This window comes from Alteromonas sp. 5NS40-0096, from assembly GCF_057544385.1.
This window is the reverse complement of record NZ_BAAJLQ010000001.1, coordinates 168,062-183,350: the sequence shown is the minus strand read 5'-3', so window position 1 is coordinate 183,350 and position 15,289 is coordinate 168,062. Positions and strand designations below refer to the sequence as shown.

Annotated in this window: 14 protein-coding genes; 6 read left to right on the top strand and 8 right to left on the bottom strand. The window is 47.1% G+C overall.

All coding sequences use genetic code 11. The annotated features are described in order from the left end of the window. The first annotated feature begins 4 nt into the window (after positions 1 to 4). Positions 5 to 760 carry a pteridine reductase gene (locus tag AC27G9_RS00930; protein WP_487070079.1) on the top strand — a complete coding sequence of 252 codons (756 nt, stop codon included), beginning with the start codon at positions 5 to 7 and terminating at the stop codon, positions 758 to 760. Next, the gene (locus AC27G9_RS00925; protein WP_487070077.1) at positions 744 to 1,766 is read left to right on the top strand and encodes a DUF3080 family protein; all 1,023 of its coding nucleotides are present in this window, start codon (positions 744 to 746) and stop codon (positions 1,764 to 1,766) included. The genes AC27G9_RS00930 and AC27G9_RS00925 overlap by 17 nt, the downstream gene beginning before the upstream one ends. 5 nt (positions 1,767 to 1,771) lie before the next feature. Here AC27G9_RS00925 and AC27G9_RS00920 read toward each other — a convergent pair whose 3' ends face one another. Further along, positions 1,772 to 2,356, bottom strand: a complete 585-nt coding sequence (locus tag AC27G9_RS00920; protein WP_487072023.1) for a CPBP family intramembrane glutamic endopeptidase — start codon at positions 2,354 to 2,356, stop codon at positions 1,772 to 1,774. Between the two features lie 352 nt (positions 2,357 to 2,708). On the opposite strand from AC27G9_RS00920, the gene AC27G9_RS00915 reads away from it, so the two are divergent. Then, entirely contained in the window at positions 2,709 to 3,530 is an 822-nt protein-coding gene (locus tag AC27G9_RS00915; RefSeq protein WP_487070075.1) for a MurR/RpiR family transcriptional regulator, read from the top strand. Between the two features lie 12 nt (positions 3,531 to 3,542). Here AC27G9_RS00915 and AC27G9_RS00910 read toward each other — a convergent pair whose 3' ends face one another. From AC27G9_RS00910 to AC27G9_RS00880, 7 genes are read right to left on the bottom strand one after another with little or no spacing between them, the layout of a single operon-like run. After that, positions 3,543 to 4,100: a pyridoxamine 5'-phosphate oxidase family protein gene (locus tag AC27G9_RS00910; protein ID WP_487070073.1), complete on the bottom strand. Its 558-nt coding sequence runs from the start codon at positions 4,098 to 4,100 to the stop codon at positions 3,543 to 3,545. 12 nt (positions 4,101 to 4,112) lie between these two features. Beyond that, on the bottom strand, positions 4,113 to 5,414 hold the full coding sequence (locus tag AC27G9_RS00905) for a sensor histidine kinase (RefSeq protein WP_487070071.1): 1,302 nt from the start codon (positions 5,412 to 5,414) through the stop codon (positions 4,113 to 4,115). Beyond that, entirely contained in the window at positions 5,411 to 6,685 is a 1,275-nt protein-coding gene (locus AC27G9_RS00900; RefSeq protein ID WP_487070069.1) for a sigma-54-dependent transcriptional regulator, read from the bottom strand. The genes AC27G9_RS00905 and AC27G9_RS00900 overlap by 4 nt, the downstream gene beginning before the upstream one ends. A gap of 16 nt (positions 6,686 to 6,701) precedes the next feature. Continuing rightward, a complete protein-coding gene (locus tag AC27G9_RS00895) occupies positions 6,702 to 7,919 on the bottom strand; it encodes an FtsX-like permease family protein (protein ID WP_487070067.1) in 1,218 nt (405 codons plus the stop codon). Between the two features lie 4 nt (positions 7,920 to 7,923). Continuing rightward, positions 7,924 to 9,207: an ABC transporter permease gene (locus tag AC27G9_RS00890; protein WP_487070065.1), complete on the bottom strand. Its 1,284-nt coding sequence runs from the start codon at positions 9,205 to 9,207 to the stop codon at positions 7,924 to 7,926. A 12-nt stretch (positions 9,208 to 9,219) separates the two neighbouring features. Continuing rightward, on the bottom strand, positions 9,220 to 9,933 hold the full coding sequence (locus tag AC27G9_RS00885) for an ABC transporter ATP-binding protein (RefSeq protein WP_487070063.1): 714 nt from the start codon (positions 9,931 to 9,933) through the stop codon (positions 9,220 to 9,222). A gap of 23 nt (positions 9,934 to 9,956) precedes the next feature. Then, a complete protein-coding gene (locus AC27G9_RS00880) occupies positions 9,957 to 11,231 on the bottom strand; it encodes an efflux RND transporter periplasmic adaptor subunit (RefSeq protein WP_487070061.1) in 1,275 nt (424 codons plus the stop codon). 476 nt (positions 11,232 to 11,707) lie between these two features. Between AC27G9_RS00880 and AC27G9_RS00875 the strand changes: the two genes are divergently transcribed. Genes AC27G9_RS00875 through AC27G9_RS00865 form a run of 3 tightly spaced genes read left to right on the top strand, consistent with a single transcriptional unit; the run spans position 11,708 to position 15,289 of the window. Beyond that, on the top strand, positions 11,708 to 12,880 hold the full coding sequence (locus tag AC27G9_RS00875; protein WP_487070059.1) for an amidase: 1,173 nt from the start codon (positions 11,708 to 11,710) through the stop codon (positions 12,878 to 12,880). After that, on the top strand, positions 12,870 to 14,462 hold the full coding sequence (locus tag AC27G9_RS00870; protein WP_487070057.1) for a gamma-glutamyltransferase family protein: 1,593 nt from the start codon (positions 12,870 to 12,872) through the stop codon (positions 14,460 to 14,462). Before AC27G9_RS00875 ends, AC27G9_RS00870 begins: the two co-directional genes overlap by 11 nt. An 8-nt stretch (positions 14,463 to 14,470) precedes the next feature. After that, positions 14,471 to 15,289: a sulfite exporter TauE/SafE family protein gene (locus AC27G9_RS00865; protein ID WP_487070055.1), complete on the top strand. Its 819-nt coding sequence runs from the start codon at positions 14,471 to 14,473 to the stop codon at positions 15,287 to 15,289.

Sequence of the window (15,289 nt, the reverse complement as noted above, 5' to 3'; positions counted from 1 at the left end):
AAACATGCACGACACCCACTCTCCCGTTGCCCTAGTAACAGGTGCAGCTAAACGCATTGGTAAACAACTCGCTATAACGCTGCACACAGCCGGATACCGCGTCATCATCCACTATAATCAATCGTGTAATGACGCTGAAGCGCTGGCATCCCAGCTCAATGATATTAGCCCCAATAGTGCAGCCACGGTTGGCGGCTCTCTGATTCACACAGACGCAATTCAACAGGTTGCAAATGATGCACTCAGTGCGTTCAAGCGACTCGATATACTCATCAATAACGCGTCCGCTTTCTATCCTACAGAAGTGACAAAGGCGACGCCTGACGACTGGCAGCAATTAATGGGAAGTAATGCAAAAGGCCCCTATTTCCTAACTCAAGCCTTGCTCAGTGCACTACAGCAAAATCACGGTCAAATCATAAACATGATTGATATGCATGTTGATCGACCATTGCCTAATCACAGTATCTATTGCATGGCAAAATCGGCGTTAAAAACCATGACAAAAGCACTGGCACTAGAGTTTGCACCTCACATTCGGGTCAACGGTATCGCCCCAGGTGCAATTTTATGGCCTGAACGTCCACTCGCCGACGACCAACAACAGGCTTTACTCAACAGCATTCCAGCCAAACGCCTTGGTAGCGTTGAAGACATCGCGCAGACGGCGTTGTTCTTAATCAACGCCAATTATGTCACGGGCCAAATTATTTACGTAGACGGTGGCAGAAGCCTAGTCCCAAATGCACAAGACTGTTAAATCCGCGGTAGCAACACTATTTCTTATCAGTGGGCTGTTAGCCGGCTGTACAGGCGATCCGTTACCAAATGCACACAAGGATTATGCCGAGCGCTTGGAAAGGGTCCTAGCAACGCCAATTGCTCAGCCTCAATACGCGCAATTACCTGAGTTTCCCGACGCAGCAAGCCTTCGTCAATCGCCACCGGCTATTGCAATCAAACTCAGTGAGTTTTACGCGCTTGAAAACTGCCAAATTGCTAGTGAAGTGGCTGCGCGAAACACAGCCTTGGGAAAAACGCAGCTACCGTCACAACGTTTCAGCTACGAATTAAAATTGATCAAATTACTATCCGATTGTGCGGACACTCATGGACAATCGATTGGCATGCAGTCAAAACTCCAAAATTGGCTAGCACAAAAGCGCAGTGCTGTGACATTAAATTGGGCTAACGTATTGCTAACCAGCAAAGCGACTCATTTGGCATTTAGCCATGCGCCTTCATTGTTAACTCAAACTAGCAATCAAACTTTGCAAAGCGCCATCAATGCATTTGCCTACCTCACCCCAACTCAAGTCGATGAGTCTTTTGACACCGCCGTCCTAGAACAACAATTACAATTGATTGAACTGACTCGACTACCGGTTAAGTTATGGCAATCTCAAACCTACATTCAACAACATTTTTCGTTGATTACACCTCAACTAGAGCAGGCGTTAAACGAAATCGCTTGTCCGCAAGGTAGGGCCGGCGAACAAGCGAAAATTCTGCGTAATGTGTTCTACTTATTCTTCATTGAACAGATACAACCCATAGGGTCGGTGATCAATCGGGCACATTATCAAATGCAACCGATTGTTGACCGTTGGTTAGTCTCGACAGCGCTGCCTGAACACTTCAAACAGTATGTAGCTTCGGTACACGTTGATGGCTTCGACCGCTACCAAGCGGCAATGACTCGTCACGTAAAAGTGTGGCAGCAGTTTCTCGCTCGCTGTAATTTAAGCCCAGTCGCACCAAATTAAGCGGTTTACACTTGCACGACTAAGTAAGCGCCCAGCCCAACAGTAAAGACAAAGCTGCCCCACAGCGTATGTTCAATAACCACAATCGCGGTTGAGCGTGTTTGCATGTAGCGGTAACCAAACAGCGCCCCGCCAAACCACGTACACACTACGGCAAGCCAATTTCCATAGACAATGTGTGCTAACCCAAACAAAAATGTACTTAACGCCCAGCGATGATGCTTCGAGGGTAAAATGCGTTTGTATCGATGGAAAAAATAAGTACGAAAAATAATTTCTTGGGGAATGACAGATACAATGGGGTAAATCAGTAGTGTCATTACCCACAATCCTGTTTGCTCTCGCGGCCAAGATAAAAAAGCTTCTGGCAAGAACACATAAATAGCGACAGTGAGCAAACATGCCCAAGGTAAAAATACGCGAAGCGCAGAGAAACAATGGGAACGAAAATCACGGATATGCCAAAGCCGAAAGCGCTTGAACTGATTATCTGCGAGTAACACAGCCAAACACGCCATACCGACACCGAACAAAATGGGCATCAGATAAAGGTGTAAGTCGCTCACCCACCAAAATACACCTATCGGCATAAGGACAAACAAGAGCAACAATTCTGCCCACAACTTTTGATTGGCCAACGGCTGCCTCCACGAATCGAAAAACCATCCACCCCTCAATGACAATAGGATGACACTTTTATGTCATTATAGCGAAAATCGCACCGTTCAAAAAGTAAACTATTGGACCATTTCAATGCTGCAGACTGGAGTATGTCGTCTCCATTGAATAATCCACATTGTCTATACTGTTATTCACGCAATGAGATGGTATTGCAGCTTGGAGCGATGTTAGTTGTCTGGCTCGTTCGGGGTTATCGATTTTAGGGTCGACGAATCGTAGCGATTTTCGCTAAACTCTAGGAAAAAGCAATCGAGATAACACGTGTCTTCTGAGCAAAATGTTTTAAGCCGAATTGAACAACACTACCCTAGCCTGTCACCCACGGCTCAAAACATCGCCAATTATTTGCAGCAACACCCCATGGCTATCGTCACACTCTCAGTCGCGGAAATAGCAAACGAAACAAACACGTCAAAAGCCACAGTCAGCCGATTCTTCCGGCAATTGGGATATGACTCTCATCAAGATGCTCGACAAGCAATGCTGTCAAAACGAGCTAGTGGCTACCCAATTGCGCATTCTGCTGATACCAGTAATTACCTCAATGCAGAGTTACACAACTTAGAGTCGACCTTTGGTCCGATAGAAGAGTCACAATTGGATAGTCTCGCGAAAACGATATCCGAGGCCAAAAGGGTCATTTTAATTGGTTATCGCAACAACTATTCACTGGCCCTAACATTCAGACAGCAACTCAAACAAATGCGCCCACACGTGCACTTGTATCCGGTGCCAGGACAAACCTTGTCAGAAGATTTGATTGATATTGATGAACAAGACCTCGTCATTTTGTTTGGCATGCGTCGTCGCCCGACTTTTTTCAGCCGTTTAATCGACCAATTGTCTTCCCGCAATGTATTTCTGATTACCGATCCAAGCGGTCAGATTTACAATCAAAAGGTGAGTCATTTATTAGTTTGCCAATTGGGCCAACAACAGGCTTTTGACAGCTATGCTGCGCCTATGGCTTTAATCGCTACGCTGTCAAACAAAGTGTACTCAGTACTGGGTGAAACGGGGCAACTGCGCACAGCTGCCATTTCCGATATGTATGAAGAATTGGGTGAACTTGATATCCGTTAAACCGTAACTTAACTAATCTTTTGAAACGTGGTCGCTGATATGTGTTTCAAAACCGTCAATACTGGATTGATTCCGGGTCAACCAGTATTCTTGAATCCCATCCGCCCCTTTTTTATCAGCCCAATCATTGAGCAACTGTCTATCTGATTCAAAGCTATAGTTCGGCACAGACATGCCACATGAAGATTGAACCAGATCGATATGCTGAATAAATATCTGGCGACTGCCGGTGAAGTTGGGGAACAAGGCGGCGTAATGCTCCCAATCAAGGCTATCTTGGTGTAGTACTTCTGCTTTGCCGTAGGTTCTTAGAATCTGTGGTTTTCCCTCAAAGGCACAAAACATAATGGTCATGCGATTCACTCGGCCCACATGTGCCGCCGTCTCATTGCCGCTGCCAGTTAGATTCAACCAAGCAATTCGCGATTCATCTAACACGCGGAGCGAGTCGCCACCTTTAGGTGAGACATTCACACGGCCCTCTTCAGCAGCTGTGCCAACAAAGAACATTTTCTGTTGTTCAATAAATTTGATTAACGGGTCTGTCAAACAAGGGAATTGCTTTGCCATAGTCAGTTTCCTCTACACCACAGTGTCTTGTTTCTCATCATACAAAGGTAAACACACTTGGGCTACGATGCCACCAGAGGGTTTGTTACGCAATGACAATCGTCCATGGTGCACATCAACTAAATCCTGACAGACGCTCAACCCAATTCCCGAACCATTGGCTTTGGTTGTACGAAACGGCAACATAATATCTGCCATCATCTCTGCTGGCACACCAGGGCCATCGTCTTCGATAGTGATAGATACGTCTAGTTCACTGACAACCACATTCACCGTCACTTCTTTATCCGGCGCAGCTTCATGAGCGTTTTTGAGCAAATTGATTAAGACCTGCTCCAATTGGGACGGATCACCGAACACGTCGGCATCATGCCAAAACTTTCCCTTTTTGAAATCGTACAGTGGCTTGATGTTATCCAATAGCGGTAGGATAGTAATTCGGGATTTTTGTGTGATGCGTTGTTTTGCCAAGTCGCTGTAACTCTTTACGAAACTTGCCAATCGGTCTATCCGCGTAGAGATCGTATTGAAGACCCTATCTAAATGGGGCTCGTTTAAACGTTCAGATAACAGCTTGCCGTTGTGACACATAGTGCTTATCGGCGCGATTGAATTATTGAGTTCGTGACTGATCACTCGGATGATCTTTTTCCAAGTTTGGAGTTCTTGTCGGGCAAACTCTTCCGTGACAGGTTTAAAAATATAGAGTGCGTGAGGCATGCCATGCAACAACATGTTCTCTTTGCTCACATGCCACAATTGAGTGTGATGAAGCTCATCGGTCTGGCTGAGTAATGTTCTGCCGCTGACGTTAAGCCGCGCTTCGACGTCATCAAAATATTGCGCCTGAATATCTCGCCAATCTGCCCCCACTACACTGCCGTGCTCACGCGTAAAATAGTCGACTGAACGATTGGCAAAATTGATTTGGCCACGGTGATTGACGATAATCATGGCGACATTGCCACTGTTGACCACTTTATCAAGCAACAGCTCTCGCTGATAAAGGTGTTGACGCTCTGCTCTCAATTTATCAGCGGTGCGATTGAACAGTGACAGTACATCTTCGTATCCGGGCACGGATTCAGGGTTGACCGAAACTGAAAAGTTACCATCGAGCATGTGAGTAAGGCCATCTCTAAAGCTGGCTTCGAGAGCGAGTTGCTCTTTGCGATGGCGACTATAGGCAACAAAAAGCAAAACCAATATACCTGCGCTGACGCCAAGCAAAGCAAAAGGATGGTCTGGCCATAACCACACCCAGGTCGCTAGAAACAGGCAATTGAGCAGCAAGATAACGATCCACTGCCTCATGAAGGCTGCTCCAGATTGTATTTTTCAATACGGCGATACAAGGATTGTCGACTCAAACCCAGCGCATCGGCCGCTTGTTTGATAACCCACTGGTGTTCTTCCAAGGCTTTTGCCACCCGAGACTTATCATCGTCCTCAAGCTGTGCAGCTTGCATTTGAAAATCCCCAGCGTTGAGCTCACTTGAAGATGCAAATACGAGCGCCCTTGCACACGCATTTTGCAACTCTCTGACATTGCCCGGCCAAGTGTGTCTACGCAAGGCATTCTCTGCGTCTTGCGTAAGATGTTTATCATCACCGATAAAGTGTCTCACTAATGGAAGAATGTCGTCTTTTCTCTCACACAGTGGGGGAATATTAAGCTCAATTACGTTCAACCGAAAATACAAATCTTCCCGAAATTTGCCCTGGCGCACGGCGCTGGGTAAGTCCTCATTTGTCGCACAAACCACTCTGACATTCGACTTCAAAGTGGTATTTGAGCCCAAACGTTCGAATTCACCCGTTTGTAAAACTCGCAGCAATTTCATTTGACCACTGAGCGACAAATTACCAATTTCATCGAGAAATAGCGTGCCATTGTCCGCCGCCTCAAAGCGCCCTATTCGCTGGCTATTGGCACCTGTAAACGCCCCTTTTTCAGCGCCAAACAACTCAGCTTCCATCAACTGGTCTGGCAAAGCGCCAACATTGACTTTAATGAAAGCCGCGTCGGCGCGGTTCGACTGTTGGTGCATATAATCCGCTAACTTTTCTTTACCACTGCCATTGGGGCCCGTTATCAGCACATTGACATCAGCTTTAGCGACGCGGGTCGCGTGTTGGACAAGTGTATTCATGGCCTCACTGCGATAGATCATCGGTGAATGACCGAGTGCAGTGCTATCGTTGGATTGGGATTGGCTCGTGTGCTGAGAAATGGTTGCTAGCAGCTTTTCATCTGACCAAGGCTTGGGCAAGTAGTCAATTGCCCCCGCTTTGACAAGCTCTACTGCTGTTTCGAGTTGAGTCCAAGCGGTCATCAGAACAATAGGCAGATCAGGGTGGTTCTGCCGCAATTGATAAAACAAGGATTTGCCCTCATCGCCTGAACTCGTCTCTAAACTAAAATTCATGTCTTGGATAACCAAATCAATCGCTTGATTCTGTGACGCCATTAATGCGCTTTTGACATCTTGGGCACACACCACATCGTAACCGTGGAGATGAAGTAATAAGTCCAGTGCATCAAGAATATCGGGGTTGTCATCCACAACCAGAATTTTAGGCATAGTCTATGTTACTCCTTTAAATCGTCCGTGTAGCAATGACTGGTGGAATTCGACTGGTTTGCCTTGCCGGCCACCAAGTCGCCAGTGTGCCTGCAAAAAACACCACAACAAATGCCAGTAAATACAAAACGATACTAGGTTTACTGACTTCAATTTGCGCACTTAGCATAATGTTAAATGCTATCACAAATCCAACGCCAATTACGCCACCAACAAAGGAAATCAACCAGTTTTCGCTTAGCACATACAGCAGAATATCTTTGCGTTTTGCGCCCAACGCCCGTCGAATGCCTATCAGCTTTTTCTGCTTGGCAATGTGGAATTGAGCATGGGCAAAGCTACTGATAGCCGTGACCACCAACATCAGTACACATAGCATCGCAAACAAACTTGCTAATCCCGTGTCATTCTCGAAGTAGTCCGCATGACGTTCTTTCAATGTGTAAACGTCCATGATGTCTCTTTCTGGGTTGACGGCCAAAATAGCATCAGCAACTTGCGCCCTAGCTTGCGCCATTTTGCCGGGCTCCACGTTTATGACGTAATGCTGGGTAAACGAATGCATCGTAATAGGATTCACATTGAACAAAAAGAATTGCTTGGTTACATCGGTACTTGGAGTATTGAGCATATCCCCTACTACCCCAACAATACGGCCGCGATTACTGAGTTTCCCAAGCGGAGACTCATCGGGATAAACCATATTTGCCAACGACTGACTGATAACAATGTTTCGCAACTCTTCATCACCACCCGCATATTCATCAGCTTGGGTAAGCGCTCTTCCCTCTACAATCTCTAATCCGAAGCTATCAATTGCATCAGCAGTGCTCGAGTAGTAAGCAACAAACTGTAACAGGCGGTCCTTTGGTGGCGCGTCGGGATCTTCCGCGCTATCTCTGAAATTCCCGTTCCACCCACCTCGTTGCAACGGCAGCTGTACTTGTGGAGAGACAGCGCGAACACCGTCAATTTCGCTCAATCGAAGTAGGTCCTCATCTAGAATCGAGCGATAGTAATTTGGATCTTCAAACTTAGCAGAAGTCGGCAAGGCTTCAACCACGAGAATGTTGTCAATGTCCATCCCAGTGGGAATCATCAATTTGTCACGAGTATCCAATGCCAACACTAGGCTGTTGACAATCAGTCCTAGGGTCAGTGCCAATTGAAGCAATAATAGCCCTGTTAAGAACTGTCTTTGCATTAATGATTTGATCAAGGCTTTGATATTCATGTCCCTATCCTTTTAATACGCTGGAGATACTGTGACGACCCGCTTGAATCAGAGGGTATGCCATACATACGATCGACGTAATCAGTGCAATTGCAAGACCGATAAAGACGGTATCCATCTCTATCACAGCTATATTGGTAAAATCACTCAGGAATTGCTTTGCGATCTGTAAAAACAACCAGCTCAGCAACATCGACGCCAATCCTGCAAGTAAGCCAACAATGACGCTCTCAACCATACCTTGGGCAAATAACTGCTTTCGGCTTACGCCAAGGGCGCGCTTTAGCCCAGTTTCAAATTGATTACTTTCATAACGTGCTAGTAAAAGGCTACTGGCATTGAATAGGCAAACGACTAAGAACAATGCGGTTGCAATGGCAAAAGCCAAAATGCGGTTGTCGACGACTTCTTCGTGCTCAAGCCACTCGTTGACATCGTGTAATTCGTTAAGAATATCGTTGGGGTGCTGCCCTGCATCACGCAGTTGTCCAGTGTAGTCATCAAGCCATTGTTGCATGGCAGGACGATCTGCAGGTGAAGCCAGTTCAACCCACGTTTGTAAATAATAGACACTGCCGTTACGGGTTTCGGCCATCGACTCATAGTTATCAGAAGACACTGTTTGAACCGTATTGTAGATATTGGCATCCAATGCCACATCTAAAGGCATGTAGATATCTTCGGTGCCATCAAACCTGCCACTCTGAGGGTGATAAAATCGCGGGCGAACACGCCAGCGGTCAAGCACACCCACAACGGTGTATAGCTTGTCTTGAATATCGACCGATTTGCCAATACTGCTTTCTTTACCGAAAAGCTGTTCGTTCATCGACGCACTCAGGACGACTTCGTTTGCGCTTTCAGATGAGAAGCCATTGCCATACTTAAAAGGCGCATTGAACATGTCAAAAAAATCGCCAGTTGTCGCGCGGAGTGTCGAGCGATAGCGCGTTAAACTCTTGCTTTGTGCCGCTTTGGGATAAGCAATGCCTTGATAAGAGACTGAGGTACGCACTGGCACATCAGATTCTAAAATCGCGGCTGAGTCAGCGTATCGTGTAATGGCAAACGGCTGTGTGTGTGGTGTGCCTTCCGGCCACGTATTCATACTGACGTGGAACAACCTATCGCTTTTACTCGGTATCGGGTCGCTTGCCATGGTATTGATCATGGCAATATTGGCGATAAATGCGCCTAAACCAATCGCCAAGGTCAGTAACACCAATCCGTACAATGTTGGTGCTCGCTTGATATTCAACAAGCTTAATTTGAAATAATAATGAAACATAATGCCTCCCTATTAACCCTGAACCGCTTCTTGGCTTGTCGCAGCCATTGGCTCATAAATGCCAAAATCCGAAACTTGGCCATCAATGATTTGAACATTGCGCTGCACAGCGCGAGCTTGGTCGGGGTCATGTGTCACCATAATGATGGTGGCACCTTCTTTATTGAGGTCATTCAACAATTCCATGACCTGCCTAGCCATCAAAGAGTCCAAATTCCCAGTTGGTTCATCAGCGAGCAGAATTTTCGGCTCACCGGCTAGTGCACGGGCGATGGCAACGCGCTGTTGCTGACCGCCGGACAACTGCCTTGGAAGATAATGCTGACGGGCCGCCAGCCCCACTTTTTCAAGGGCGCTCTCTACTCGTTCCTTACGCTCTTTGGCGCTAAATCCACGATAACGCAATGGTAAATCTACGTTATCAAACAAACTAAAGTCCGGAATGAGATTGTAGTTTTGAAAAATGAACCCAATTTTTTCATTTCTCAGCTCTGATAACTCATCATCCTTTAGCCCTTGCACCGATATTCCATCTAGCTGATAGTCGCCCTGCTGAAAACTGTCTAACAATCCAGCGATATTCAAAAACGTTGACTTTCCAGACCCCGATGGGCCAGTCACGGCGACAAACTCACCTTTTTGCACGTTTAAGCTAAAGTCTCTTAACGCATGAGTTTGAATAGTTTCTGTGCGATAGATTCGACTAATATTGTTCATTGATAGCATTGTCATTTCCTTGTCTTAATTCGTTATTGGTCAACGCGTACAGCGTCAAATTCGAGAATGGTGGCATAGTCAGACACGATAATTTGGTCGCTCGCGTCCAGCCCTGATAGCACTTCGATGTAATCGACACTCGCCGCGCCTGTGGTAATTGGGGTTTTGTGTGCAATATCCGCATCGCCAAAACGGTAGGCAGTCACCCCCGCACCCGATTGATAAAATGCACCGCGCTTCACCATTAACACATCGTTTTTTCGCTCAAACTCAATACGGGCATTCAAACGCTGGTTTTGACGCAAGTTGCGTGATTCGGCACCTTCAATACGGGCTTTGACTTGCACTTGGTTGTTGAGGATTTCTGGCGAAACGGATGCGATTGTCGCCTCTATCGATTGCCCTCCAACTTGGATGGTTACCGCTAGGCCAATACCTAAATCATCAGCGTAAAATTCTGGAACATTCAATTCCGCCTCATACTGACTTAAATCGACAATGGTGAGTAACGCCGCGGACTCGGTCACCTTTTCCTTTTGTTCAACAAGCCAATTGCCTATTACACCAGAGAAAGGCGCGGCAATTACCAGTTGCGATTTGCGACGTTCAAGCTCTTCTAATACAAGTTGCTGTTGTTCTACCTTACCTTGTCGGTTCTGCCCTTCGAATGCCAAACGCTCGCGGGCCAAGAGTACCTTTTCACTGGCGTGTTTAAACGTCAACTGTGCCTCTAACAGCGTATCGTTAGCTTTCACCCAATCTAGTTCGCTAATTACGTTTTGTTCGTAGGATTCATCGGCTCTGGCTTTTTCACGCTTGGCGGCATTGAGTGTAACTTTTGCATTATCTAGCTCTCTATTTAGGTCGAGCGCCACCTCTTTATCTTCCAATTCACCGCGCTTTGCTTCTAGTTGTAAACTCGCCAACACTGCTTGAGCTTGACGCAGTTCAGCATGTAATTCTGGGCTATCAATGGTAGCAACAGCATCACCTTGGTTCACCGCATCGCCGGGTTTCGCAATCAGTTCTACCACTCCAGCTTCCGTACTATAAAGTTGGGGGGCATTGGCGGCCACTAGGCGTCCGCTGACGGCAACATCACGAATCAAGTCGCCCTTAAAAACTTCAGATACCTGGACGCTGTCACCATCAATACTCGGTATACTGTTGAACCACAGTGACAAAGTAGGCATTGAATAAAATGCCAATACGCCTCCAACAGCAAGTGCACCAACCCACATTGGCCATTTGCGCTTTTCGCCACTGCTCGCAATGACTTCATCTTGTCCTTGTGTTCCTTCGATCATTTTTTCACTTCCGGTTTTCAACTATACCGTTATGTGCTGCACGGCCTATGCCAACAAGAAGGCAAACATTAAGTAACTGTATTTTAAAGGATTTTGAAAAAACCATCGACTAAGCAGTGTCCGACCGGACACGTCTCACTGTCCGTTAGTGTCCGCAGACAAAGAAGTGGACACTGTGGTCAATCAAGTAAATCGGACATTCGTCTATCGAGCCTATCGTTGTGGGCATACTCCCTTAATCACTCGTATTGAAGGCTTAAGGGAAGACGAATAACCCTAGGTAACTACCTCATACACGCAAGGTTTCTGCCTCATTTGCATAGGAGTCGTTGAATCTTGCATGTTTTGCGTAGCTTAAGTTCACTACACTATTTATGAACTGAATAGAAAGTATCGACAAAGATTACTTTCGTTTCACTTGACTTAAAGATGAAACAATTGTTTCATTAACACTATCCCACTGTATGAGAGTTAACATGGCACAAGATCTGGTTGAAAACCCGTTTATCAACAACGACATTAACGCGGCAACACAAAATGCACCTGATGGCGAACTGTCAGGGTTATCTGTTGCTGTGAAAGATCTTTTTCATATTGCCGGCTTGCCAACAACGGCGGGAAACCCTGATTGGTTGGCATCTCATGCCCTACCTGAAGTCACCAACTCAGCCGTACGCGCACTACTTGATGCGGGTGCGACCTATCGTGGAAAAACCATCACAGATGAACTGGCCTACAGTCTCAATGGACAGAATTGTCATCATGGCACCCCGATCAACCCCGTCACGCCAGACAGGCTGCCCGGCGGGTCGTCAAGTGGTTCCGCAGTCGCGGTCGCAGCATCACTTACCGATATTGGATTGGGAACCGACACCGGTGGTTCTATTCGCGTCCCAGCAAGCTATAACGGTTTGTTTGGACTTCGCCCAACTCATGGCGACATTCCGTGTGACAACATGGTTCCACTAGCACCTTCATTCGATACCGTGGGATGGATGACTGCTTCTTTGGCAATAATGGAGAAAACGGCAAACGTTTTGCTGCCTAAAAGCAATGTACCTGAGATTGAAACCTTGGGCATTGCACAATCACTCGTTGATGATGTCGAACACAAAGACGTAATCAATACATGGCTACGCGGCATCGAGATGCCGCAATCTAGCGTTGACATCGATTTAAGTAAGCTAAAAACCGCGGACGCATTTCGCGTATTACAAGGGGCTGAAATATGGCAGCAACACGGCAAGTGGCTTCGCGCCACGGCTCCTGCAATCGCCGACGACATTCAGGCCCGATTCACTTGGTGTGAAACCCTAACTGCGAGTGATATCGATGGGGCAAAAACCATTCAGCAGGACGTTATCGCACATTTAGATGGCCTATTTAGCAAAGTCGACGCGATCGTTATGCCAACAACTCCGGGGTTATCACCGCTTCTTACAACGCCTGCAGAAGCGCTCGCTCAATATCGAAATCAGCTTTTGGGCATGACGGCAATTGCAGGTCTTTGTGGCTTGCCACAATTGCATCTACCTTTATTTACTCTACATGGCGCACCTTGTGGCCTATCTCTGCTCGGACCAAAAGGCAGTGATCGCCGCCTAATTACGCTCGCCGCCCGTTTACTGGATAAGAATAATGACGAATAAACATATTGCATTTACAGCCCCCCACTATGCGGCATCGCAAGTGGGGCAAAATATTTTAGAAAAAGGCGGTACTGCCATCGAAGCTATGGTTGCCGCAGCCGCATCGATCGCCGTGGAATATCCCCACATGAATGGTCTAGGCGGTGATGGTTTTTGGCTCATCAGTGAGCCTGGTAAAGCCCCGATAGCCATTGATGCCTGTGGTATTGCAGCGGCGAATGCCGACCTAGATTTTTTTAGTGGTCACGATGCCATTCCCAGTCGAGGCGGCAAAGCCGCTGTCACGATGGCGGGTGCTGTTAAAGGTTGGCAAAAAGCCCTGGAAATCAGCACTCAATGGCAAACACCTCTGCCGTTATCGACCCTACTCGATACTGCGATAAGCCAAGCAGAATGGGGCGTTGAAGTCACACAGAGCCTATCAGATGCCAGCTTCAAAACCTTCGAAGACTTAGCAGGCGATCCCCACTTTGACCAGTTTCTGATCAAAGGTAAAGCGCTCAAAAAAGGTAAGATTATTAAACTTACTCAACTTGCCCAAACACTTCGTCAACTGGCTGAACGGGGCTTAGACGACTTTTACAACGGCGACATTGCACAAAAGTTAGCGACCGACCTTCAGGCTGCTGGCTCACCCATTACGTTAAAAGACTTCAACGATTACCAAGCTGAGATCATGACTCCTTTGTCAGTACAAACGAGTAAAGGCAAGTTGTACAATTTACCCGCGCCGACTCAAGGTATTGCATCTCTGCTTATTTTGGCGCTGTACGACAAAGTACAACACCTTGGCAAGACAGATGCAGACATGGTGCATCTACTGATTGAATGTACAAAACAGGCTTTTATTGCTCGCAATCAATATGTGACGGACCCAACGCGCTTGGCTGTCGATTTACAATCACTTTTAGCGCAAGACAACCTTGAAGAAATGGCCAAAAACATTGACCTAGATAACGCTTTACCTTGGCCACATGAGGCGAAACACGGCGACACCATATGGATGGGCGCTTGTGATAGCGAAGGCAGAATGGTGAGCTATATTCAAAGTCTTTACTGGGAATTCGGCAGCGGTATTGTTAGCCCGTCAACGGGCATCGTTTGGAACAATCGCGGTACGTCTTTCACATTACAGCCCGGTGACTTACAACAATTAGCCCCTGGAATGAAGCCTTTCCACACGCTTAACCCAGCCTATGCAGAGCTTAGCGATGGCAGGCGTGTTAGCTACGGCACCATGGGCGGCGAAGGCCAGCCACAAACCCAAGCGGCAATATTCGCGCGTCATTTTTATCATGGGCAACCGCTAGACAAATCCATCGCTCTGGGTCGTTGGCTACTCGGCCGTACTTGGGGTGACCAATCTCACAACCTCAAAGTAGAACAAGACCTCAATGACTATGTTGGTGACGCCCTAAGATCACGTGGGCACGACATGGTCGTTGTCGATGCTTGTACTGAATTAATGGGCCATGCTGGTGCCATTGTTTTACACACAGACGGCGTAACAGATGCGGCTACCGACCCAAGAAGCGATGGCAAAGCGTTCAGTGCCCTTTTCAACACAACAGGACAGGATTAAGTCATTTTATGCAATTCGTTATAGAGAATCTTCCCACTATCGCCGCACTCATTGGCACAGGTGTATTTGCTGGTTTGTTAGCTGGGTTGCTGGGAGTAGGTGGCGGTATTGTTATCGTGCCTGTGTTGTACTTTTTGTTTCAAGCATTTGGGGTCTCTCCCGAGTCGGCTATGGTCGTCGCGACAGCCACTTCGTTAGCGACAATCGTTCCGACGTCAATCAGCTCCATTCGCGCACACAAAGCTAAAGACAATGTCGATTTCGCACTGCTAAAAATTTGGGGGCCATTTATCCTCGTAGGCGTGTTAGTCGGCAGCTGGCTGGTGACACGAGTTAACGGCGAATGGCTGACCATGCTATTTGGTGTGATCGCAACCTTATCCGCAATCAACATGTTGTTTGGTGGCAAAAAAGCACTGTTCCAAGGCCTACCGGGTAAGCCTGGCCAAGCATTGATGGGGACCAGTGTAGGTCTGTTCAGCTCTCTTGTTGGTATTGGTGGCGGCACACTTACGGTCCCTATGCTGACGTTCTGCAATTACCCCGCTCACAGAGCAGTAGGAACAGCCGCAGCAGTTGGCTTAATTATCTCGTTACCCGCCGCCATTACCATGTTAATCGTGGGTACCACACCAGCCGATGCGCCATTTGGTACTTTCGGCTTAGTCAATTTAGTCGGGTTTGTTTGCATCGTGCCACTGACGGTTCTATTTGCGCCGATTGGCGCGTCCCTCGCAGCAAAACTCGATGCCCAGAAACTCAAGAAAGTCTTCGCCGTAGTCTTGATGATTACCGGTGTCCGTATGCTTGCTCAGTTATTTATGTAG